The 23,277-nt window shown below is 38.4% G+C and carries 22 protein-coding genes; 13 read left to right on the top strand and 9 right to left on the bottom strand.

Annotated elements, in window-relative coordinates:
• Positions 1-14 precede the first annotated feature (14 nt).
• Together ACP8HH_RS04935 and ACP8HH_RS04940 are read left to right on the top strand one after the other, a co-directional pair.
• Complete coding sequence (locus tag ACP8HH_RS04935; RefSeq protein WP_438316671.1) at positions 15-1,769, top strand: vWA domain-containing protein; 1,755 nt, start codon at positions 15-17, stop codon at positions 1,767-1,769.
• Positions 1,753-4,347: a VWA domain-containing protein gene (locus ACP8HH_RS04940; RefSeq protein WP_438316673.1), complete on the top strand. Its 2,595-nt coding sequence runs from the start codon at positions 1,753-1,755 to the stop codon at positions 4,345-4,347. Before ACP8HH_RS04935 ends, ACP8HH_RS04940 begins: the two co-directional genes overlap by 17 nt.
• Before the next feature lie 84 nt (positions 4,348-4,431).
• On the opposite strand, the gene ACP8HH_RS04945 is transcribed toward ACP8HH_RS04940, so the two are convergent.
• The 6 genes from ACP8HH_RS04945 to ACP8HH_RS04970 all read right to left on the bottom strand — a co-directional run bounded on the left by ACP8HH_RS04945 (position 4,432) and on the right by ACP8HH_RS04970 (position 10,088).
• Entirely contained in the window at positions 4,432-5,631 is a 1,200-nt protein-coding gene (locus tag ACP8HH_RS04945; RefSeq protein ID WP_438316676.1) for an MFS transporter, read from the bottom strand.
• 117 nt (positions 5,632-5,748) lie between these two features.
• Entirely contained in the window at positions 5,749-6,822 is a 1,074-nt protein-coding gene (locus tag ACP8HH_RS04950; protein ID WP_438316679.1) for an ABC transporter substrate-binding protein, read from the bottom strand.
• Positions 6,819-7,619, bottom strand: coding sequence for an ABC transporter permease (locus ACP8HH_RS04955; protein ID WP_438316682.1), 801 nt, complete (start codon positions 7,617-7,619; stop codon positions 6,819-6,821). Before ACP8HH_RS04955 ends, ACP8HH_RS04950 begins: the two co-directional genes overlap by 4 nt.
• Positions 7,603-8,427, bottom strand: coding sequence for an ABC transporter permease (locus ACP8HH_RS04960; RefSeq protein ID WP_438316685.1), 825 nt, complete (start codon positions 8,425-8,427; stop codon positions 7,603-7,605). The genes ACP8HH_RS04955 and ACP8HH_RS04960 overlap by 17 nt, the downstream gene beginning before the upstream one ends.
• Positions 8,417-9,487, bottom strand: coding sequence for an ABC transporter ATP-binding protein (locus ACP8HH_RS04965; protein WP_438319035.1), 1,071 nt, complete (start codon positions 9,485-9,487; stop codon positions 8,417-8,419). Before ACP8HH_RS04965 ends, ACP8HH_RS04960 begins: the two co-directional genes overlap by 11 nt.
• A gap of 58 nt (positions 9,488-9,545) precedes the next feature.
• A complete protein-coding gene (locus ACP8HH_RS04970; protein ID WP_438316688.1) occupies positions 9,546-10,088 on the bottom strand; it encodes a helix-turn-helix domain-containing protein in 543 nt (180 codons plus the stop codon).
• 193 nt (positions 10,089-10,281) lie between these two features.
• Between ACP8HH_RS04970 and ACP8HH_RS04975 the strand changes: the two genes are divergently transcribed.
• The 4 genes from ACP8HH_RS04975 (at position 10,282) to ACP8HH_RS04990 (ending at position 12,647) form a co-directional block, all read left to right on the top strand.
• The gene (locus ACP8HH_RS04975) at positions 10,282-10,602 is read left to right on the top strand and encodes a hypothetical protein (protein WP_438316691.1); all 321 of its coding nucleotides are present in this window, start codon (positions 10,282-10,284) and stop codon (positions 10,600-10,602) included.
• A 152-nt stretch (positions 10,603-10,754) separates the two neighbouring features.
• On the top strand, positions 10,755-11,297 hold the full coding sequence (locus ACP8HH_RS04980) for a peroxiredoxin (RefSeq protein ID WP_438316693.1): 543 nt from the start codon (positions 10,755-10,757) through the stop codon (positions 11,295-11,297).
• A gap of 84 nt (positions 11,298-11,381) precedes the next feature.
• Positions 11,382-11,834, top strand: coding sequence for a TlpA family protein disulfide reductase (locus tag ACP8HH_RS04985; RefSeq protein ID WP_438316696.1), 453 nt, complete (start codon positions 11,382-11,384; stop codon positions 11,832-11,834).
• Positions 11,835-11,987: 153 nt separating this feature from the next.
• On the top strand, positions 11,988-12,647 hold the full coding sequence (locus tag ACP8HH_RS04990) for a potassium channel family protein (RefSeq protein ID WP_438316699.1): 660 nt from the start codon (positions 11,988-11,990) through the stop codon (positions 12,645-12,647).
• Positions 12,648-12,720: 73 nt separating this feature from the next.
• On the opposite strand, the gene rnjA is transcribed toward ACP8HH_RS04990, so the two are convergent.
• The 3 genes from rnjA to def all read right to left on the bottom strand — a co-directional run bounded on the left by rnjA (position 12,721) and on the right by def (position 15,397).
• Positions 12,721-14,388, bottom strand: a complete 1,668-nt coding sequence (rnjA, locus tag ACP8HH_RS04995; RefSeq protein WP_438316702.1) for a ribonuclease J1 — start codon at positions 14,386-14,388, stop codon at positions 12,721-12,723.
• Positions 14,389-14,391: 3 nt separating this feature from the next.
• Entirely contained in the window at positions 14,392-14,601 is a 210-nt protein-coding gene (locus ACP8HH_RS05000; RefSeq protein ID WP_438316705.1) for a DNA-dependent RNA polymerase subunit epsilon, read from the bottom strand.
• Between the two features lie 238 nt (positions 14,602-14,839).
• Positions 14,840-15,397, bottom strand: a complete 558-nt coding sequence (gene def, locus ACP8HH_RS05005; RefSeq protein ID WP_438316708.1) for a peptide deformylase — start codon at positions 15,395-15,397, stop codon at positions 14,840-14,842.
• Positions 15,398-15,542: 145 nt separating this feature from the next.
• Between def and ACP8HH_RS05010 the strand changes: the two genes are divergently transcribed.
• The 7 genes from ACP8HH_RS05010 (at position 15,543) to ACP8HH_RS05040 (ending at position 23,276) form a co-directional block, all read left to right on the top strand.
• Positions 15,543-16,184: a YkyA family protein gene (locus ACP8HH_RS05010; RefSeq protein WP_438316711.1), complete on the top strand. Its 642-nt coding sequence runs from the start codon at positions 15,543-15,545 to the stop codon at positions 16,182-16,184.
• Between the two features lie 262 nt (positions 16,185-16,446).
• Positions 16,447-17,562 (top strand): pyruvate dehydrogenase (acetyl-transferring) E1 component subunit alpha, encoded by a 1,116-nt coding sequence (gene pdhA, locus ACP8HH_RS05015; protein WP_438316714.1) that lies wholly within the window; start codon positions 16,447-16,449, stop codon positions 17,560-17,562.
• Positions 17,563-17,565: 3 nt separating this feature from the next.
• A complete protein-coding gene (locus ACP8HH_RS05020; RefSeq protein ID WP_438316717.1) occupies positions 17,566-18,543 on the top strand; it encodes an alpha-ketoacid dehydrogenase subunit beta in 978 nt (325 codons plus the stop codon).
• 33 nt (positions 18,544-18,576) lie between these two features.
• Positions 18,577-19,917 carry a dihydrolipoamide acetyltransferase family protein gene (locus ACP8HH_RS05025; RefSeq protein WP_438316720.1) on the top strand — a complete coding sequence of 447 codons (1,341 nt, stop codon included), beginning with the start codon at positions 18,577-18,579 and terminating at the stop codon, positions 19,915-19,917.
• 2 nt (positions 19,918-19,919) lie between these two features.
• Positions 19,920-21,332 (top strand): dihydrolipoyl dehydrogenase, encoded by a 1,413-nt coding sequence (gene lpdA, locus ACP8HH_RS05030; protein ID WP_438316723.1) that lies wholly within the window; start codon positions 19,920-19,922, stop codon positions 21,330-21,332.
• Positions 21,333-21,458: 126 nt separating this feature from the next.
• Entirely contained in the window at positions 21,459-22,280 is an 822-nt protein-coding gene (locus ACP8HH_RS05035) for a polysaccharide deacetylase family protein (protein WP_438316726.1), read from the top strand.
• 18 nt (positions 22,281-22,298) lie between these two features.
• Positions 22,299-23,276, top strand: coding sequence for an NAD(P)H-dependent flavin oxidoreductase (locus ACP8HH_RS05040; RefSeq protein WP_438316730.1), 978 nt, complete (start codon positions 22,299-22,301; stop codon positions 23,274-23,276).
• Position 23,277: the final 1 nt, after the last annotated feature.

Consider the following 23,277-nt stretch of genomic DNA (forward strand, 5'->3'; position numbering starts at 1 on the left):
AGGGGAACGGCTTTATGGGAATTGCGAATTGGATGACTGGATGGACGGCAATTTTTCCATTAGCCGTCCTACTTTATTACTTTTTTAGAAAACGTTATGAAACACAAACAATATCTTCAACACTTTTTTGGGAGCAATCCATGCGGGAAACGAAAGTATCCCCGTATTTAAAAAACCTACAAAGAAACGCATTGTTTTATTTACAAATGCTCGCTTTACTACTCTTTGTTTTTTTATTGCTTGGACCCTTTGTTGATCAAGAAGAATCAATGAGTGATCATGTGATTTTTATCGTAGATACTTCAGCATCAATGCTCGTTGAAAAAAAGGATGGAACTTTATTTTCCGAACATCAAGAACAAATGAAGAAGTTAGTAGTCGGTCAAGTTGATCAGGCAGTAACGTTGATTACGACAGGCAAGGAACCAACTGCAATACTTCGTGAAGAAACAGATACACAAAAGGTTCTAGATGCAATTGGAAATCTGGCGGTGTCTTATGAGCATGAATTCATGGACCGGGCGATTGAGTTTGCACAATCCATAGCAGCAAGCAACAGTGCAGATATTCATGTATACACAGATTCATTTGATCGAGCTACCGTTCCTGAAGGCGATGGCAAAATTGGTTGGATCGTTAACAGCAATCCGGATAAGAAGATGAATGTTTCGATTGATAAGTTTGGTGCCGGTCAGTCTGCGGATGGCATTGAGGTAATCGTGAAAATATCTAACCAATCTGAGGAAATGAAACAAGGCGAAGTTCATATAAAAGATGGATTAACAGGTGTGTTAATTGCCAAGGAAGCATTTGAAATTGAAGCTATAAGCGATCTGCTCGTGTCTTTTAAAGATTTGCCAAACAGTAAAGCTGTTCATGCGGAACTTGTCATAGAAGATAGCTATAAAGAAGATAATAGTGCATATGCCCTTCTTGGAAATGAAAAAAATGAAGCCATAATAGATGGAAATCTCCATGAACTCGTAAAAAAAGCATTTGAAGCCGCACAATTAGAAGTGACAATCGGCACTGTAAACGAAATGTCCCAAGCCCAAGACATATCGATTATCGTTACGAATGATGTATCTTTTCTAGAAAAAGGAACAAATCCGATTATTATGATTGGTCGAAATGATTCTACTGCTGAACCTGTATCTGGTGTTATCGAAAGCACAACAGATCCATTGTTTTCAATTGTGGACATTAGCAATGTTTACGTAAGTGAGGTGTACCCTCCAATTGATGGAATGACAACAATCGCGTCTATAGATGAAAAACCATTCATACAAAAATCGAGTCGCGGTGATGTAGTAATTTTAGCAGACATTGAGAAGACGGATTGGCCACTGCATCCATCTTTTCCACTATTTATATGGAGCTCGGCAGAATTACTTCGAACTGAAGCGAATGTTGTTGGTACATTTGCACCGAATCAACGAAAATCAATCGTTTCAAGCGAAATTGAACTTTATACAAACGAAGATGAATACGTTACGACCTTTACCGAGGGTTCTAGTTTTCGAGCACCTTCAATACCTGGAATTTATAAGTTGCGTGAGGGTAATAATGAAAAACTCTTTACGGTTCAACTAGAGGATGATGAGAAAGAGATCTTGACGAATACTTCCTTTACAGTAACTAGAACGCAAAGTGATGGAGGTATAGAAATAGGTAAGAAATTAATCGGAATTATTTTTTTACCGCTATTTATCCTAATAATAATGCTGATTGAGTGGGAGGTGCAAAGAAGACGTGGATATCCGAATTGACCAACCACTATGGCTATTACTTCTTATACCCATCATTATTTATATTGCTTTTACGTGGAAATCTTCCGCTTTAAAGTTGAAAAGTAGAGGTATGCTGCTTTTTGTTCTAAGAAGTTTTGCACTCATTCTTTTGGTGTTTGCACTTACAGTTCCTTACTTCAATTTAAAGGTGGAGGAAGAACAAGTATTGTTCGTTGTAGACCGTTCAATATCAATTGACGATGGTGGGTTATCAGCAGATAAATGGATTGCGGAAAGCTTGAAATATAGAAACGAGAAACAGTCTGTAGGTCTTTACTCATTCGCAAAAAACTTTCGCACGGATACACTTTTAACGGACGCAAGTGTCTCCGTTTCTGTTTTGGAAGACATTGATGAAAAGGATGCAACGGATATCGCAAAAGCAATTGATATGGCAACTTCAGTTGCAAATAAAGATTTTGCTACACGAATTGTACTTGTTTCTGACGGCAATGAAACAGTTGGTTCGGCTCTGGATTTATTGCCAAAGTTTTCAAACGGAAGGATCCAAATTGATACGTTACTCGTTGATGTAGCGACAACAAACGATGCCTCTATTACTGTTTTTGAAACTCCGAAAACCTCTTATAGCGGTGAGAAACAGTTGTTGCAAGTTGAAATAGATTCATCGTCAAAAACTGTTGGTGAGCTCTATATATATCGAAATGATTTAGAGGTTGTAAAACAAACTGTAGAACTCGAACCAGGAAACAATGCTTTTTCCTACCGAATAGATTCTGCTGGTGAAGGTTTACTGAAATATGAGGCAAAGATTATTGTCGATAACGACCGATTTTTAGAGAATAATCGAATGCTATCCGTAACCATTATGGAAAGTTCACCTCGAGTGCTTATCGTAGAAACAAAACGAAACCCATCCAATATACCAGCTCTTCTTGATCAAGAGGCAATTGATATTGATGTTGTGAGTGCAGAAGAATTACCTGAAAACTTGTCTGGTTATTTAGGATACGGAGCCATTATTTTTGATAATGTGCCGGGGCATACCGTTGGCGAAAATAAGATGGCAATGATTGAACAAGCGGTGAAAAGTTTCGGCACTGGATTTATGATGGTTGGTGGGGATGAAAGCTTTGGACTTGGTGGCTATTTTAAATCACCCATCGAACGAATTTTACCAGTAGAAATGGAAGTGAAAGGGAAAGAACAGCTTCCGTCCCTTGGATTAATGATCGTTATGGACCGTTCAGGTAGTATGTCCGGCCAAAAAATTGTTCTTGCTAGAGAAGCGGCCGCTCGATCGGTTGAATTGTTAAGAGACGATGATACTTTTGGATTTATCGCTTTTGATCATCAAGTGTGGGATGTCATTCCAGTAGGTCCACTGGGGAATAAAGAAGAAGCCATCGAGAAAATACTTTCAGTTCCCGCTGCAGGGGGGACGGATATTTTTCCGGGAATGAAAAAAGCGTATGAAGATCTTGAAGACTTGAATCTACAAAGAAAACATATTATTTTACTTACGGATGGTCAATCCCCAATGCCGCCGGATTATGAAGATGTTCTTTCAAGAGGGAAAGAACATAATATTACAATGTCTACGGTTGCAATTGGATCGGATGCAGACGTTGGTTTACTTGAAAGTCTTGCAGAAAATGGAGGGGGGCGATTCTATGATGTTGTAGATGAATCCACCGTTCCAGCAATACTGTCAAGAGAAACAGCAATGATTACAAGGACGTATATTGAGGATAATCCATTTTATATGACCCTTGGGAATGTTCCTGAATGGACGTCCCTTTTTAAAGAAGGGGTCCCTGAAATAAATGCGTACATCGCTACTACACCAAAGAGCACAGCGACAATTATAGGTGAAAGCCCCAAGGAAGATCCAGTTATTGCAGAATGGATGTATGGACTTGGTCGAACAGTTGCGTTCACATCGGATTCTTCAGGGAAATGGGGCGGCGATTTAGCAAGATGGTCCGGTTATTCGGACTTTTGGAATACGGCCATCGCAAGACTTTTACCATCCTACTTAGAAGTACCCTATATTATTACGCATGAACAAGGAGGAAACTATACTGTAACGGATAGTTCCCGCCAAGCGGCATTCCTAGATATAGCTATTGTAGATGAAGCTGGAAAAGAAGTGCCGTTCACCTCAGAACCTCTTGCCCCAGGAAAAGTTCGTGTGTCCCTCGATGCAAAGCCGGGGCTTGTCTTTTTCGGTGTCACAGATGATAGAGGTGGTTTGTTCGAGGCAGGCGTTTCAGTCCCTTACAGCGAAGAGTACAAACCCTTACGAGCGAATGCTGCATTAATGGAAAAAATAGCTACCCAAACAGGTGGAATCGTACTGGATTCACCCGCAGACGCTTTTCGCAGTCATCCCTTTAAAAGTGCAGAAAAAAGACCGATTGCACAATGGTTAATCCTAACAGCAATGATTTTATTTTTCTTAGACATCACATTACGCCGTTTTGGTATGTTTAAAGGTTTTGGAGCGAGGCGAGTTCCAGAGTCAAATCCTGAAAGTATACCAACAACAGAGGATACAGTGTCTGAACTTTTGAAATCAAAGAGAAAACGCTAAATCCTATGTGGAAAATGAAAAAGAGGCAACTTCCCTTAAAGTTAGATGGGAAGATGCCTTTTTTGTAGTTGTAAGTTGATTTTATTAAGAACCCAAATCCGACAACAAACTTCGGTTTTTGCCAGCCCATACAAATGCAATTGTGAAGCATGTGAGTAAGATAACCGTACCAATAATATATGGGTAGGACATATTAATGTCGAATAATACACCGGCTAACGCCGGACCAATCATGTTTCCTAAACTCATATAAGCCGTCATCATTCCCGCTGCAAACCCTTGTTCATTGCCAGCGAGTTTGGAGACCAATGTGTTAACTGCTGGCCTTAAGAAAGAGGTTGCTGTAAAGAAGATAGCTGAAACGAGTAAAATAGACCAGAATACATGAACGAATAAAATACCAATCATTGCAAATGCTGCAATTAAGAGATTGACTAGAATTACGCGCATTTCTCCATATCGCTTAAAGAGTTTGTTGATGATAAACGTTTGTGCAATAACGCCGACAAATCCTCCTACGGTGATTATGGTTGCAATTTGTGTTGGGGAGTAAAAGTATTTTTTATCTACATAAATCGAGATGATGGATTGGAAATTTGCTAAACCGAATGAAAAAACAAACATAACAATGAGCATCACAAAATATGTTGTCCCAGTAGAACGTTTCATTTGCGTGAACAAGTTTTCCCTTTTTACCTTAGTACCGGTTTCAATAGTACTCTTCGGTGTGGGATTAGGTAATGCATAAAATGAAACTGTCGCCGCAATAAGTGCTGCGGCGGTACCGACGAAAAAAGGGAATTCCAGACTAATTCGAGACAAAAACCCGCCAATAGCAGGACCAATCATAAAACCGAGCGACATAGAGGCCCCTAATAGCCCCATTCCTTTACCACGCTCTTCGTATGTAGTAATATCTGCAACAAAAGCCATCATAGGCGGTATGATAAATGCAGATCCCAAGCCAGAGAAAAACCTTGAAACGTATAACATCCATAATTCAGTAGAAATTCCGAAAGTAAGCTGTGAAATACCGAAAACAATGAGTCCGAAAATAATGAGTTTTTTTCGACCGTGTTTATCCGATAGATCACCAGCGAGTGGAGAAAATATAAATTGTGCCAATGAAAACGTGGCAATGAGAAAACCGAGGGTCTGCCCGGCAACACCGAACGTATCTAAATACTGTGGCATGATGGGAATAATAAGTCCGATTCCAGCCATTGCAATAAACATATTAAACATAAGTACATAAAGCGCAAATTTATTCGCACGATTAGTCATTCTGCTACCAACTTTCAAAAATACTTCGAGTCACTAAATTATACAATTATTATAGTTTAATGTACACATCATTGAATTATAAAACGCCCCTATAGTATAGTAGGGGCGTTAGATTAGTTATTTCATATCCATTTTAAATTCTAGGAACAATTCGTTATAAATTCCAAGCATTTCGAGTCCGAGATTTTTATAAACTTCCAAATGATCGCGTGTTTCCTCGTCTGGATAAAATCGTTCATCTTCCGTTACTTCAGTGTCCATTAATTTCATAGCTTCCAAATTAGGTGTTGAATAGCCTACGTAATCTGCATTCTGTGCAGCAACTTCCGCATCAAGCATAAAGTTAATAAAGGCATGAGCTCCTTCAATATTTTTAGCCGTTCGCGGTATGACAATATTGTCGAACCATAAATTGGATCCTTCTTCAGGTACAACATAGTTAATATCTTCGTTTTCACTCATCATGTCTGCAGCTTGGCCAGACCATGTCAGTGAGATAGCTGCTTCACCGTTAATCATAAGTGGTGTTACTTCATCACCAATGACCGCTTTGACATTATTGCTTAGTGTTTTCAATTTATCTGTAGCTTTCCGTAATTCTGATAGGGAAGTTGAGTTTAATGAATACCCGAGAGAATTTAACCCCATACCAATCGTTTCGCGTGCACTATCGACTAAGATAATCTCCTGTTTCAACGAAGGATCCCATAAATCATCCCAGCTCTCAAAAGTTTGTCCTTCCAACAACTCAGGGTTATATGCAATGCCCAGTGTTCCCCAAAAATAGGGAAGTGAATATTTATTGTTAGGATCGAATGGTAAGTCCATAAAGTACGGATCTATGTTTATAACATTAGGAATCAAGCTGTAATCAATGGGTAACAGTAAATCTTTTTCAGTCATCATTTCAATCATATATTCGGAAGGCATCGTAACATCGTATGCAGTTCCACCCTGTTCAACTTTCCCCATCATTCCTTCGTTTGAATCGAACGTTTCGTAAGTGACCTTTATACCTGTTTCTAGCTCGAATTGTTTTATTAAATCGGGATCAATGTATTCTCCCCAGTTATAGACTGTTAAAGAATTTTTGCCCGAACGCCCACCGCCTTCATTTAACTTTGAATTGATTAGCAAAAGTACAGCGGAAACAATTAAAATCAATGCGACCGTACGGTATATATCCTTCATTTTCTCACCCCCGAAGATGGTGTTTTTGTTCTACGGCTGAGTGCGTAATAACCAAAAACGATAGCGACAGTAATGGCGAAGATGAGTCCCGTTAATGCGTTAATTGTTAACGTAATTCCTGTTCGAGCCATTGAATAAATTTCTACTGATAATGTTGAGAATCCGTTCCCAGTTACGAAGAAAGTCACTGCAAAATCATCTAGTGAATATGTTAATGCAAGGAAAAATCCCGCGAAAATTCCTGGTTTGATGAATGGTATTATAACTCGAGTCAACACATCTCGTTTTGTTGCACCAAGGTCAACGGCTGCATCAATGAGTGTAGGACTCATTTCTAGTAACTTCGGTAATACCATAATAACAACAATCGGAATACTAAAAGCAATATGTGAGATTAACACGGAAGCAAAACCGAGTTTCACTCCAAGCAGTGTAAATAGAATTAGAAAGGATGCCCCGATAATAACGTCAGGACTAACGATCAAAATATTGTTTAAAGATAATACAGCATTTCTCATCTTTTTATTCTTAATAAAAACAATTGCGAGGGCGCCAAGAACACCGATTGTAGTTGAGACAAGTGCAGACATTAAGGCGATAACAATTGTATTTAGTAATATGACGATCAGTCTCTTATCTTCGAAAACAGCTGCATAGTGTTCAAGCGTGAAGGATTCAAAACCAGACATCGATCCACCAGAATTAAATGAGTAAAAAATTAAGTAAAAGATGGGTGTATATAAAATAATGAAAACGACTGCCAAAAAGAGTTTTGGAAACTTATTTAACTTTTCCATTTCCGGACACTCCTTTCTCGCTACCATTTGTTATGAGCATAATGATAAACATGAAAAGAATTAGAAACACAGCGATTGTTGAACCCATTCCCCAGTTTTGTGTAACGAGGAATTGCTGTTCAATAGCGGTTCCTAGTGTAATAACTTTATTCCCAGCAATGAGACGCGTGATCATAAATAACGATAGAGCTGGAATGAAAACAACTTGTATTCCAGATTTTACGCCATTCATTGTAAGAGGTAGAATAACTCGTCTAAATGTGGTCCAGGAATTTGCCCCAAGATCCCTAGCTGCGTCAATAAGTGCTGGATTTAGTTTGTCCAGCGAGTTGAAAATTGGTAATATCATAAAAGGAATAAATATATATACTGCAACGAATACAAAACTAAAATCTGTAAATAGGATTTGCTGTTTACCAAGCCCCGTCATTTCCAAGAATGCATTTATTGGGCCGTATAAACCAAAAAGTCCAATGAAGGCATACGTCTTCAATAATAAGTTTATCCAAGAGGGAATGATGATTAGCAAAAGCCATAGTTGCTTATGTTTTGTTTTAGTTAAAAAGTAAGCCGTTGGATACGCAAATATTAAAGAAAATAATGTAATCAGAAATGCATACCAAAACGAACTAATTGTTAACTTTAAATAAACGGAAGAAAAAAAGTTTCGATAGTTATCGAGCGTGAAATTCCCAGTTAGATCGAAAAAGGAATAATATACAATGAGTGCAATTGGTGTAAGCACAAAAAGCAAAATCCAAGCAATGTATGGGACGTTGTATAGCGGTCGTAATAGTTTATTGTTCATTGCTTGATACCTCATAAGCCTCAAGTCGTGCGTCGAAATCTTCTTCCGTTTCATTTAAACGCATGACATGAATATCTTCGGGATTGAAATCAAGACCGACAATTGAACCAACTTCGGCTTTTTTCGTTGAATGAACGAGCCACTCATTGCCTTCTGAATCGTATGTGGATAGTTCGTAGTGAACCCCACGGAACAATTGAGTATCGACCGTTACGTTCAATTTCCCCTTATCAACTGTAGTTAGTTCAAGATCTTCCGGACGTAAAACGACATCGACTTTTTCGTTTGGATTGAGACCTTTGTCTACGCACTCAAAAGTTTTACCAGTAAATTGAACAGAATAATCTTTTACCATCACACCTGGTACAATATTCGATTCACCAATAAAGTCGGCCACAAAACGATTAATGGGTTCGTCATATATATCTAAGGGTGTACCAGATTGTATGATTTCACCAGCATCCAAAACGAATATTTCATCGGACATTGCCAGTGCCTCTTCTTGATCATGTGTTACAAACACGAACGTTTTACCAAGTCGTTGTTGTAATTCGCGTAATTCATATTGCATTTCGGAACGCAATTTTAAATCTAGGGCGGACAGTGGTTCATCGAGTAGGATAACTTCAGGGTCATTGATGATCGCTCGTGCAATCGCAACACGCTGTCTTTGGCCACCGGACATTTCAGCAATCTCCCTCGATTCGTAGCCTTCGAGATTTACGAATTTAAGGGCTTCTTCAACACGTCTATTGATTTCGGTTTGCTTTACTTTTTTGATTCTAAGCCCAAAAGCAATATTTTCAAAGACATTCAAATGAGGGAATAGGGCATAATCTTGAAAAACTGTATTTACTTTACGTTCATTCGCAGGTACGTCGTTCATTTTTTTCCCATTAAATAATATCAAACCTTCAGTCGGTTCAATAAAGCCCGCGATGAGCCGAAGAATTGTAGTTTTACCACAACCAGATGGCCCTAGTAGTGTATAGAATTTGCCACGCTCCATTTCAAAAGAAACACTTTTTAGAACAGTTGTATCACCGCTGTATTTTTTCATTACATTTTCAAATCGAATAATCGGTTGTTTTTTCACCATAATCCTCCTTCAGTACTCTTTATAAATAAGATTCAGTTGCAACAAGTATAAATTTGCTTTTACCATTGTATGCATTCATTAGTTTGTGACTTTCAGAACCATCATAATATACCGCATCACCTTTACCAGCTGTATAGTTTGTTTCACCGTGTTCAATTGTTATTCTTCCAGACAGTACGTAAATGAATGTCTCGGAAAGGGAAGGCTCGAACTTTTTGAATTCTCCTTTTTCATTAAATGTAATCATAACAGGTTCCATTTCATTTTCATTTGATTTTGGAACAAGCCATTGAATGCTGTATTTCAAAACATCATCTGAATGAATCGTTTGTTCCTCGGTTGAATAAACGATTTTTGTAGTTTTTCGGGAATCATCGAAAAAGTCTTTAGGAGTTGTCCCAAGAACTTCTAGAAGAGCAAAAAACGTTTCAATAGAAGGAGAATTTAAATCTCTTTCTAGCTGGGAAATATGCCCTTTCGTTAAATCCGTTCGTTCTCCTAATTCTTCTTGTGTTAAGCCTTTTTTTAAGCGTAAACTTTTAATTTTTGGTCCAATTTGCATGAAAAGCTCCCCTTCAAAAAAATGCGGTTTATTTTCAGTTAACTAATTGTTTACTTTAAGCATATTTTAATTATACGAAAAAAATGTCGAAAATCAAGTGCTTTAATAAAATGGTGTATAAAAATAAATCATTTGAAATTGAGATTTATCAATAAAATATGGTACAATACATCGAATATGAGGAGGGGTAATATTGGGAAAGAAAAAGGTATTTTATTTGGACCCTGATGAACGAAAATGGACGATGGAAGACCTTGGTTTACACATGTACGACTTTCAAGATTTAGCACTAATGAATCAGAAAATAGAAGGCACTTTTCTTGCTAAAGGTAGAAAAATTGTCGCTTGGACTGACCCTTCCAATCATTGTCCCGAATGCTTAGAACGATTAAAATACAATGATGAATATGATTCGACATATTGTAAATCATGTAATGAATGGCAAGAATCGTTATGTGATGATCCAACATGTGAACATTGTTCAACTAGGCCAAACAAACCTTCAGAGTTGTAAAAGACAAAGCTGTCATAAAATCGTCATACTTCCCTTTGAAACGACTCTAATATAGGCAAGGAGTTTGAATTCGTATAGTCAATTTGATATTCTAAGAATAGATTGTGCAGTATGAATTTGACTGACACAAAAGATTTCTTGGAGGGATTTTTATGATAGAACGTATGGTAGGAAAACAAGCCCCAGATTTTACAATGGATGCTGTATTGGCTGATAAGAGTTTTGGAAAAGTAAGCCTTGCAGAGAACATGAAAAATGATAAATGGACGGTTTTATTCTTTTATCCAATGGATTTCACTTTTGTATGTCCAACAGAAATCACTGCAATGTCAGATCGCTTTGACGAGTTTGAAGATCTAGATGCGGATATTATTGGTGTATCTACAGATTCAATTCACACGCATCTTGCTTGGATTAATACAGCTCGTAAAGACGGTGGACTTGAGCAGTTAAAATACCCGTTAGCAGCGGATACAAACCATTCAGTTTCGAGAAGCTATGGTGTTTTAATTGAAGAAGAAGGAATCGCACTACGTGGTTTATACATCATCAATCCAGAAGGCGAACTACAGTATCAGACTGTATTCCATAATAATATTGGCCGTGATGTTGATGAATCTCTACGTGTTTTACAAGCTCTTCAAACTGGCGGACTTTGTCCAGCTAACTGGAGACCAGGTCAAAAAACACTGTAATACTTTTTTGATTTAATATTAAATACCGGATCCCCGCGCATACTATTAGCTGTGGGGATCTTTTAAAATTAGGAGGACATTATTATGAAATTACGCGATCAATTACCTGAACTAAACGGCGCTACTGCATGGCTAAATGGTGAGAAAACTAAATCAGAACTCGTTGGCGAAAAGCCTACACTCATTCACTTTTGGTCTATTAGCTGCCACTTATGCAAAGAAGCTATGCCAGATGTGAATAACTTCCGGGATAGTTTTAAAGAAGACTTGAATGTTGTAGCAGTTCATATGCCACGTTCGGAAGATGATTTAGATTTTGCAGAAATTAAGGCTGTTGCTGCAGAACACGACATCACACAATCTATTTTTGTTGATAGTGAAATGAAACTTACAGACGCATTTGATAATCAGCATGTACCTGCTTATTATGTTTTTGATAAAGAGGGTCAACTTCGCCATTTCCAAGCCGGTGGAAGCGGAATGAAAATGCTTGAAAAACGTGTAAATCGCGTACTTGATGAAATGAAAAAGGATTGATTTTAAGTTCCGTTGCGCATTATTTGCGCAGCTGGACTTTTTTATATTTAAAGAATTATTATAGTGTAAGTAAACTTGCGTAGATTGTTTGACAGTGCTTATAATTGTACTATTGTAGTAGGCATTCATTAAATGGACAGGGGAGATAACGGTATGAAAAAAGAGTTTGTTGTAATCGGACTTGGTCGATTTGGTGGAAGCATTGTAAAAGAATTAATAGAACTCGGTGCAAATGTCATGGCGATTGATATTTCCGCGGAACGAGTGGATGAGTACGCCACAATCGCAACACAGGCTATTGTGGCGGATACGACGGATGAAGCCGCCCTTAAATCGCTTGGTATACGTAATTTTGAGCATGTTGTTGTCGCCATTGGGGAAAGCATTCAAGCGAGTATTTTAACAACATTGATGTTAAAAGAAATTGGCGTGAAAAAGATTACAGTAAAGGCACAAAATGATTATCATGAGAAAGTTCTTAGAAAAATTGGTGCAGACCAAGTAGTTCACCCTGAACGCGATATGGGTATTCGAATTGCGAATAATATGGTTTCAAATAATATATTGGATTATCTTGAGTTATCAGATGAACATTCAATAGCAGAAATTAAAGCAAATGAAAAACTCGTAGGCTCCACACTTGTAGATTTAGATATCCGAGCAAAGTATGGTGTCAACATTGTTGCAATAAAGCGCGGAAAACACATTTTAGTTTCCCCGCAAGCCATTGAAAAAATTGAGTTTGAAGATGTTTTGATTGTTATAGGATCAGATGATGATATTCATACATTTGAAAAGAAAGCACTTCATTAAGGAAGAATGGTTTGTATTCTTCCAAAAAAACCCCGCAAATGCATAAGTCTTATGCATTTGCGGGGTTTTCGTTTTAAACTTCCATAATTACTGGAAGTACCATAGGTTTTCTTTTTGTTTTTTCATATAGATAAGGTCCAAGCACATCCGTAATTTCAGACTTGAGTCCTGCAATATTAGATGGTGAAGTTGCTAGTTTACCTTGCAATTGTTTAGAAAGCATCCGTTGTGCTTCGTGAATCATGACGCCGGATTCTCTCATGTAAACAAACCCACGAGAAATAATATCTGGACCCGAAACGAGTCGGTTATTTTTTGTATCAACCGTAGCAACAACGATAACTAGACCGTCTTCTGAAAGAATTCTTCGGTCGCGTAACACGACGCTTCCAATATCTCCAATTCCACTACCATCGATATAGACATCACCTGATGGAACACGTCCTGCTTTACGAGCGCTATCTGCAGTAAGTGCAAGCACATCGCCGTTACCCAAAATGAACGTATTATCTTGTGGAACATCACAATCGACAGCTAGTTCGGTATGCATTTTCATCATGCGGTATTCACCATGAATCGGCATAAAGTATTTTGGCTTAATAAGACGAATCATTAATTTCTGTTCTTCTTGGGATCCATGTCCAGAAGTATGAACATTACTAAGAGAACCGTGTATAACATCTGCACCTGCACGAAACAATGAGTTAATGGTTTTATTAATACTCAGTGTATTTCCTGGAATAGGTGATGAAGAGAAAATGACTGTATCGCCAGGTTGAATTTGAACTTGACGATGTGTACCGTTCGCGATACGTGACAATGCTGCCATTGGTTCACCTTGACTACCTGTACATAAAATCATAACTTCATTTGCGGGTAATTTATTTAACGACTGTGTATCAATGAACAATTCCTTAGGTCCATTAATATAACCTAATTCACGGCCTATCGTTATTGCGTTGTCCATACTGCGTCCAAATACAGCAATTTTTCTGCCATATTCTTGTGCTGAGTCGATGACTTGTTGGAGTCTATGAATATTCGATGCAAAAGTCGCAAATATAATACGACCATCTACTTTACGATAGATTTCATTTAGACTTTCTCCAACTTTACGCTCAGACATTGTGAAGTTCGGTATTTCAGCGTTTGTACTATCCGAAAGAAGGCATAATACACCGTCTCCACCAATCTTAGCCATTTTTGTTAAATTGGCTGGTTCACCAACGGGTGTGAAGTCGAATTTGAAATCTCCAGTATGAACAATGTTTCCTGATGGAGTCTTAACGACACATCCGTAAGCGTCAGGAATACTATGGGTTGTCCTAAAGAAAGACACAGATGTTTTTCTAAACTTGATAACATCATCTTCGTCTATTGGAATCATTTGAGTTGTACGTAAAAGTCCATGCTCTTCTAATTTGTTTCTTAGTAATCCCAATGCTAGTTTTCCACCATATACGGGTACGTTCACTTTCCGAAGTAAATAAGGAATACCGCCGATATGATCTTCATGACCATGTGTAATGAAAAGGCCTTTAATTTTATCTGCATTTTTTTCTAAATAAGAATAATCGGGTATAACGTAGTCAATACCTAGTAATTCATCATCTGGGAATTTAATCCCCGCATCAATAATAATAATTTCATCTTGAAATTGTACGCAATACGTGTTTTTTCCAATTTCGCCTAGTCCGCCTAGGGCAAAAACTGCTGTTTCATTATTTTTAATAGGTGTCATATATTATACCTGCTCAAGTTGAAAAGACGCTGAAGCCTGTTCGTATTCAAGGTGACTTCCTTCAAGCATCTGAACGTATTCAATATTGAATTCTCTGTTACTAAGCATTTCACGAACTGATTGCTCGGATTCTGCTTCGATGTATAGGCTTTGTGTATTCTCGCGGACGGGTATTTGTAATCTGTTTGCTTGATAATAAACTTTAAAAATCATTGTTAGCTCTCCTTTTTTTACGATCGATTGAAACCATTAATATTCATATTACCATGTCACTTCTTTAAAATAAAGAAAAGCCCACCAATTTCATTGGCAGGCTTTAAATATTATGCAATTGTTTTCTTTCCGAGTATGCCATTGAGCCGTTTCAACAGTTTCCGTTTCAGGCGTTTATACATGGCGAATCACTCCTTGAAACCATTATACAGTTATCTGAACCTTCTGTCAAGACGGACTAGTCACGGTCAAAAGGAACTGCATTTGGTATTTCTTTAAACGGATCGTTTTTATTAATGTGATCATAAAACATAACGCCGTTTAGATGGTCGAGCTCATGTTGGAAGGCTATTGCAGCTAGGCCCTTCAATCTTTTTTTGAAACTCTTTCCATCTAAATCGTAGGCTAGAATAGTAATGCGTTTGTAACGAGGGACGAATCCTTTGATGTCTCTATCTACCGATAGACATCCTTCACCAGAACTTAAGTAAGTTTGCTCGACAGAATGACTCACTATTTTTGGATTGATAGCGATAAAACTTAGTGGTTCTCCTTCGATTTCTGTAATATGAAGTGCGAAAATTCTTTTTGGTACATCTATTTGTGGAGCAGCCAGACCAATCCCGGCCCTCAAATTGTATTTTTCCGCAAGTTCTGGGTCATGACTGTTTATTAAGTATTGAAGTAGTTCCTCCGATGTATTCCGGATTTTGTCCGTTAGTGGGAAATCGACTTCCACAGCTTTTTTACGAAGTGCCGGATGCCCTTCGCGCACAATATCTTTCATTTGGATCATTGTATTATCTTCCTTTCAACACTAATAATGATTAACATAACACATAGTATAATCTATTCGTAAAAAGCTTGAAAGAAATTAAGCATATGGTTGAAATTATTGGATTTTACCGATATAGTTTAGAGAGAAATGAAGGGGTGAATTTGTGAGAAAACACATTTTGGTATTTACTATTTTAAGTGCGATAATCCTTTCTGGATGCAGCATTGGTGAAACTGTTGAAAAAAGACTTTCAGAAACACTAACTGAAATACATACAGCTGAACAAGGTTATCGAGATGTACAATCCGAGCTATACAAGATTGAACAAATGGAGCAAGATCAATTTGAAAGCATTATGAAATTGACGCAAAAACAAAAAGATGAACTTAAATCAGGTGTTACAGAATTAAAAAAACTTCAACAAGAACGTTCTGTACTAATTGGAGATGAAGTAACTTCAATGACGAAAGCAAAAGGTCTTGCGGAGTCGTTCGATGACGATATTAAAAAAGCAGATGAAGTGGCACTAGATGGAATTCAAACATTAAAAACAGCAACTATTGAAAGATATGATTTACATTCAGTATTCATTTCTGAATATAAGAAACTTCAAGATATCCAAAATCACCTCTATGATATGCTCATAAACGAAGAAACAGAATTAGCTGAGTTAAAGGATGAAGTTGAAGAAGTAAATCTCCAAAATGAAAAGGTTCAATCGGCAATCAATGCATTTAATGAGTCCACAAAAAAAGTGAACAGTTTAAAGGATGCATTGTTTTCAAGTTTTGAGGATAAAAAATAAGTTGATATAACGACTAGATGAGCTACATATTACTAGTCGTTTTTTTATTGTTAAAAACAGCATTCTATTATAATACAGCCTACACATTGTACTAATACAGATTTTTAGTTTCTATATTTACTAATATCAATATGATGGAATTACTGAGGCGAATACTATGTTTGACCATTTCATTTAGTTTCAGTATACTAAATAATGATATGGTTGTACCAATTGATAAACACAAGTTTCATAATACAGTTGATAAAGGAGAGTTGCCGCAATGGCTGCAAAAAACTCGAAGCAGTTCGATCCGGTGAAAACGCTTCACGAGATTGAAGAGAAGTTTGAAATGTTCCAAATTCTGAACGAGGAAGGCGAAATCGTTAATAAAGAAGCCGATCCCAAAATGTCTGATGATGAGCTTACTGAACTAATGACACGTATGGTATATACGCGTATTTTGGACCAACGCTCGATTTCACTAAATCGTCAAGGACGTCTTGGTTTCTATGCTCCTACAGCAGGTCAGGAAGCATCACAGATTGCATCCCATTTTGCACTTGAAAAAGAAGATTTTATTCTTCCAGGGTATCGTGATGTACCACAAATGATTTGGCACGGATTGCCATTATCTATGGCGTTTTTATGGTCTCGTGGACATTTTCATGGAAATGCAATTCCAAAAGGTGTAAATGTATTCCCACCACAAATTATTATCGGCGCACAATATATCCAAGCTGCAGGTGTTGCACTTGGAATGCAAAAACGCGGTTTAAAATCAGTCGCTATGACATATACAGGTGACGGTGGAACTTCGCAAGGAGACTTCTATGAAGGAATAAACTTCGCAGGAGCTTTCCGCTCGCCAGCAATTTTTGTTATTCAAAATAACCAGTATGCAATTTCTACACATCGTGATGTACAATCCGCTGCGAAAACACTTGCACAAAAAGGGGTAGCAGCAGGTATACCGAGTATTTTAGTAGACGGCATGGATCCACTTGCAGTTTATGTTGCTACACGCGATGCTCGTGAGCGTGCGGTGAACGGTGAAGGACCTACATTAATCGAAACATATTGTTATCGATACGGTCCACATACGATGGCTGGAGACGACCCGACTCGTTACCGTACATCAGAAACAGACAGCGAATGGGAAAAACGCGATCCGTTGATTCGTTTCCGCAAATACTTAGAAGAAAAAGGTATTTGGAATGAAGAAAAAGAAGAAGTTGTAATTGAACGTGCAAAAGATGAAATTAAAGAAGCTATTAAATTAGCGGATGCTGCTCCAAAGCAAAAAGTAACTGATTTCATTAAGATAATGCATAAAGGCGATATGCCGTATAATTTGAAAGAACAATTTGACATTTACACAGAGAAGGAGTCGAAGTAACCGATGGCACAATTAACGATGATTCAAGCAATAACGGAAGCTATGAAGACCGAGCTGAAAAATGATGAAAACGTTCTTGTCTTCGGTGAAGACGTTGGAAATAACGGTGGCGTATTCCGTGCTACTGAAGGTTTGCAAAAAGAATTCGGTGAAGACCGAGTATTTGATACTCCCCTAGGTGAATCAGGTATCGGCGGACTCGCGATTGGACTTTCTTTAACTGGTTTTCGTTCTGTTATGGAAATACAGTTTTTCGGCTTTTTATATGAAGTTATGGACTCTGTAAGTGGACAACTTGCTCGTATGCATTACCGCAGTGGTGGAAGTTTTAATGCACCGGTAACAATCCGTGCACCATTTGGCGGTGGCGTTGCAACACCAGAGATGCATGCAGACAGCCTAGAAGGACTTGTTGCCTCACAACCCGGCCTAATCGTTGTAATTCCTTCGACGCCGTACGATGCTAAAGGACTTTTGATTTCTGCAATTCGTGATGATAATCCAGTAATTTTCTTGGAACATATGAAGCTGTATCGTTCATTTAGACAAGAAGTTCCAGAAGAAGAGTATACAATTCCTCTTGGTAAAGCAGATGTGAAACGTGAAGGAACAGATTTAACTGTTATCACATACGGTGCAATGGTTCATGAAAGTTTGAAAGCTGCTGAAGAACTTCAAAAAGAAGGATATTCACTTGAAGTAATCGATTTACGTACTGTACAGCCGATTGATATTGAAACAATTATCGCATCAGTTGAAAAAACAAATCGTGCAATCGTTGTTCAAGAAGCTCAAAAACAGGCAGGTATTGCTGCAAACGTTGTTGCAGAAATTACGGAGCGTGCAATTCTTAGTCTTGAAGCACCGGTACTGAGAGTAGCTTCACCTGATACGATTTATCCATATGCACAAGGTGAAAATTCTTGGCTTCCAAACGCAAAAGACATCATTGAAACAGCTAAAAAAGTTTTAACATTTTAAGTTAAGAGTGAAATTTGAAAGGGTGAATCGAATATGGCATATGAATTCCGATTACCAGATATTGGAGAAGGAATCCATGAAGGTGAAATCGTAAAGTGGTTTGTTGCAAAAGGCGATAAAATCAATGAAGACGATACACTTCTTGAAATCCAAAATGATAAAGCAGTTGTAGAAATTCCTTCACCAGTAACAGGTACAGTGTTAGAAATCGTAGTTAGTGAAGGAACGGTTTCAGTTGTAGGGGACGTTTTAATTCGTTTTGATGCTCCAGGTTATGAAAGCATGCATCCGAATGAAGAACAGTCTGAAACAAAAGAAGAAACTGAAGCTGGGGTTCAGGGAGCTGCAGAAGCTGGACAACCAATTACAAAAGACGACCAGAACACAGCTGTGGAACCTGTTACGAAATCAACAGAAGTTGACACAGATCGTCGTATCATCGCTATGCCTTCTGTACGGAAGCATGCACGTGATAACGAAGTAGATATTAGACTTGTTGCTGGATCAGGTAAAAACGGCCGTGTCCTAAAAGAAGATATTGAAGCTTATATGAACGGCGGACAAGCATCAGATGTTGAAACAGTTGATACGGAAGTAAGTGTGTCAGCACAAACTAATGATGAGCAAAAAGACAAAAAGGTTTCTACTGAACCTGTCTATCTCGAAGGTGATTTCCCTGAAACACGCGAGAAAATGTCGAGCATTCGAAAAGTTATTGCAAAAGCAATGGTTAATTCGAAGCACACGGCTCCACATGTTACGTTGCTTGATGAAGTAGATGTAACTGAACTCGTTGCACATCGCAATAAGTTTAAAGGAATCGCTGCAGAAAAAGAAATCAAACTCACATATTTACCATATGTTGTGAAGGCTCTTGTAAGCACATTAAGAGAATTCCCAGAGTTAAATACATCGTTTGACGATGAAACACAAGAAGTAATTCAAAAACATTATTATAATATCGGTATAGCTGCAGATACGGACCGTGGACTTCTAGTTCCGGTTGTAAAGCATGCTGACCGTAAGTCAATCTTCGCTATTTCTGGAGAAATTAGTAGCTTAGCTGTGAAGGCTCGTGATGGTAAGTTATCACTTGCTGAAATGAGTGGTGCTACATGTTCAATCACAAATATTGGTTCTGCAGGTGGCCAGTGGTTTACACCGATTATTAATCATCCGGAAGTTGCAATATTGGGTATTGGCCGCATTTCTGAAAAACCAATTGTAAAAAATGGTGAAATTGTTGCGGCACCTATGTTAGCATTATCATTAGTGTTCGATCATCGTATGATAGATGGAGCAACTGCACAACATGCGTTAAATCACTTAAAGAGATTGCTTAGCAATCCCGAACTATTATTAATGGAGGCGTAAAAATGGTAGTAGGAGACTTTCCGATTGAAGTTGACACACTTGTAGTAGGTTCTGGACCAGGGGGCTATGTTGCGGCTATTCGTGCAGCACAGTTGGGTCAAAAAGTAACAATTGTAGAAAGAGAAACAGTTGGCGGTGTATGTCTGAACGTTGGATGTATTCCATCTAAGGCACTAATTGCTGTAGGTCATCGTTTTGCGAACGCGAAAGATTCAGAGTCTATGGGAATCACTTCAACCGACGTGAAAATTGATTTTACCAAAGCACAAGAATTCAAAAACGGCGTTGTTAACAAATTAACGGGTGGTGTAAGTGGACTTCTAAAAGGTAATAAAGTTGATTATCTTTCTGGTGAAGCTTATTTCGTTGATGCAAACACAGTTCGTGTGATCAATGAAGATTCTGCACAAACGTATAAATTTAAAAATGCCATTCTTGCTACTGGAGCACGCCCGGTAGAAATTCCTGGCTTCAAATATTCAAAACGCGTTATCAACTCAACTGGCGCATTGAACCTTACTGAATTACCAGGGAAACTTGTTGTAATCGGTGGAGGATATATCGGTACAGAACTTGGATCTGCTTATGCGAATCTTGGTTCAGAAGTAACGATTATTGAAGGTACAAATGATATCCTTGCTGGTTTTGAAAAACAAATGACTCAATTGGTTAAAAAAGGACTTAAGAAAAAAGGTGTCGAGGTTGTAACGAATGCATCTGCAAAAGGTGTTGAAGAAACTGAGACAGGCGTTACCGTCACTTATGAAGTAGGCGGAGAAGAGAAAAAAATTGATGCAGATTACGTGCTTGTAACAGTTGGCCGTCGTCCGAATACGGATGAAATGGGTCTTGAAGAAATGGGTATTAAATTTGCGGATCGCGGAATTATTGAAGTTGATAAGCAATGCCGCACAAACATTTCTAATATCTATGCAATTGGAGATATTGCTCCAGGTCCACAACTTGCACATAAAGCATCTTATGAGGCAAAAGTTGCTGCAGAAGCGATTTCTGGTCAAAAGTCGGAAGTCGATTACTTAGCAATTCCTGCAGTTTGTTTCACAGATCCTGAACTAGCATCTGTTGGTTATACGGAAAAACAAGCAAAAGACGAAGGGTATGAAGTTACAGTAGGGAAATTCCCGTTTGCTGCTAACGGACGTGCACTTGCTCTTGATGCTACAGAAGGCTTCGTTAAGCTTGTCGCTCGTAAAGAAGACGGTCTGATTCTAGGTGGTCAAATTGCTGGTGAAAGTGCTTCAGATATGATTGCTGAAATCGGTCTTGCGATTGAAGCAGGTATGACTGTTGAAGACGTTGCAATGACAATTCATGCACATCCTACATTAGGTGAAATTGTAATGGAAACTGCTGAAGTTGTTATGGGTAAGCCAATTCATATGATGTCAAAATAAATTGATAAACAAGTGATGTCCCCAGGGCTGTACTATAGGCCATGGGGATATTTTTGTTTTTGATATATATTGTAGCCTACTTGTATATCGTGTTAACATGTATTGATTGAAAGGGTGTAAAAAACGATGAATAAATATTTGGTATACATATTAGCGACACTAATACTTCTACTATCGGCGTGTTCGAATGACACTTCTAAAGAAGAAGTTAAGGATAAACTTACCCAGGATGTTGAATCGTCAGAGCCTGTTGATGGGGTAATTGAAGACGAAGATGAAGAGGTAGTTGAAGAAGTTGAGGTTGAAGAAGTTATTGAGCCTCTTTATGAATTAAATACAAGTTGGGCATTTCAACCAATAAACGATGCAAATCCTAAGGTCGTTCTATTAACGATTGATGATGCACCCGATAAATATGCGCTTGAAATGGCAAAGACTTTGAAAGAACTTGATGCACCTGCTATTTTCTTTGTAAACGGTCATTTTATTGATACCGACGAAGAAAAAGCCATCTTGAAAGAGATACATGAATTAGGATTTGCGATTGGAAATCATACAAAAACACATGCGAATCTAAAACAATCCTCTGAAGAACAACAAAAAGAGGAAATCTTATTTGTTAGTGATGCAGTTGAAGAAGCGATAGGTGAACGACCAAAATTTTTCCGTGCTCCGTTTGGTGTCAATACAGATTTTAGCCGTGCACTCGTTTTAGATGAAAAAATGTTGCTTATGAATTGGTCGTATGGCTATGATTGGGAGAAGCAATATATGGAAGAGGCTACTCTAGCGGATATTATGGTGAATAGTGAATATTTACGTGATGGAGCAAATTTGTTAATGCATGATCGTAAATGGACTGCAGAAGCATTAACTACAATCGTTGAAGGTTTACGTGCTAAAGGATATGACTTCATTAACCCGAATACAATTAAAGGCGTGGAATAATTTAAAAGGGGTGTTCCAATGATCTGGCAAACAAGAGTGACGGAATTACTGGGCATTAAATATCCAATTATTCAAGGCGGGCTTGCGTATTTAGCTTATGCTGAGCTTTGTGCAGCGGTTTCTGAAGCGGGAGGCCTTGGTCAAATAACAGCAATGAGTTTAAGTTCACCTGAAGATCTTCGTTCAGAAATCATTAAGGTGAGGAAATTAACCGATAAACCATTCGGCGTAAACTTTGCAATTGGCCAAACAGGACGTCCGTTTTCGCATATGCTCGATGTGGCACTGGAAGAAAAGGTTGAAGTCGTTTCGGTAACCGGTGGTAATCCAACACCGTTTTTTGAACAACTTAAAGGTACGGATGTTAAAACACTTGTCTTGGTAGCGGCAAAACGTCAGGCAGTAAAAGCAGAAGAACTTGGTGCGGACGCAGTTATGGTTGTCGGTCAAGAAGGTGGAGGGCATTTAGGGAGAGAAGATGTCGGTACAATTGTCCTGGTTCCACAAGTTGTGGATGCGGTGTCAATTCCTGTGATCGCTTCTGGAGGCATTGGAGACGGTCGAGGGTGGATGGCTGCTCATGCTCTGGGTGCAGATGGGATAGAGATGGGGACTAGGTTTATAGCAACGAGTGAATGTGTTCATGCTTCACAGGCATATAAGGATGCACTTCTATCAAGTTCTGAAACGGACACGACCGTCATTAAACGTTCTATTGGTGCCCCAGCACGTGCAATCTCAAGCATCTGGACGGAAAAAATACTTCAGATTGAAAATGAAACGCCGAATTATGAAGCGTTAAAGTCGTTTATTAGCGGGGAAGCGAACCGACGATTTATTCATGACGGCGATGTGGAAAACGGTTTTGGATGGGCAGGTCAAGTAACCGGGTTAATAAAAGATGTCCCATCTGTTCAGGAGCTTTTTGAACGAATGGTAAAAGAAGCGAAAGTAATTAGGACTAGCTGGAACTTTGGTCTAAACAAGGAGGAATAAT

The sequence above is a fragment of the Sporosarcina sp. FA9 genome, assembly GCF_051550205.1.
Taxonomy (GTDB): domain Bacteria; phylum Bacillota; class Bacilli; order Bacillales_A; family Planococcaceae; genus Sporosarcina.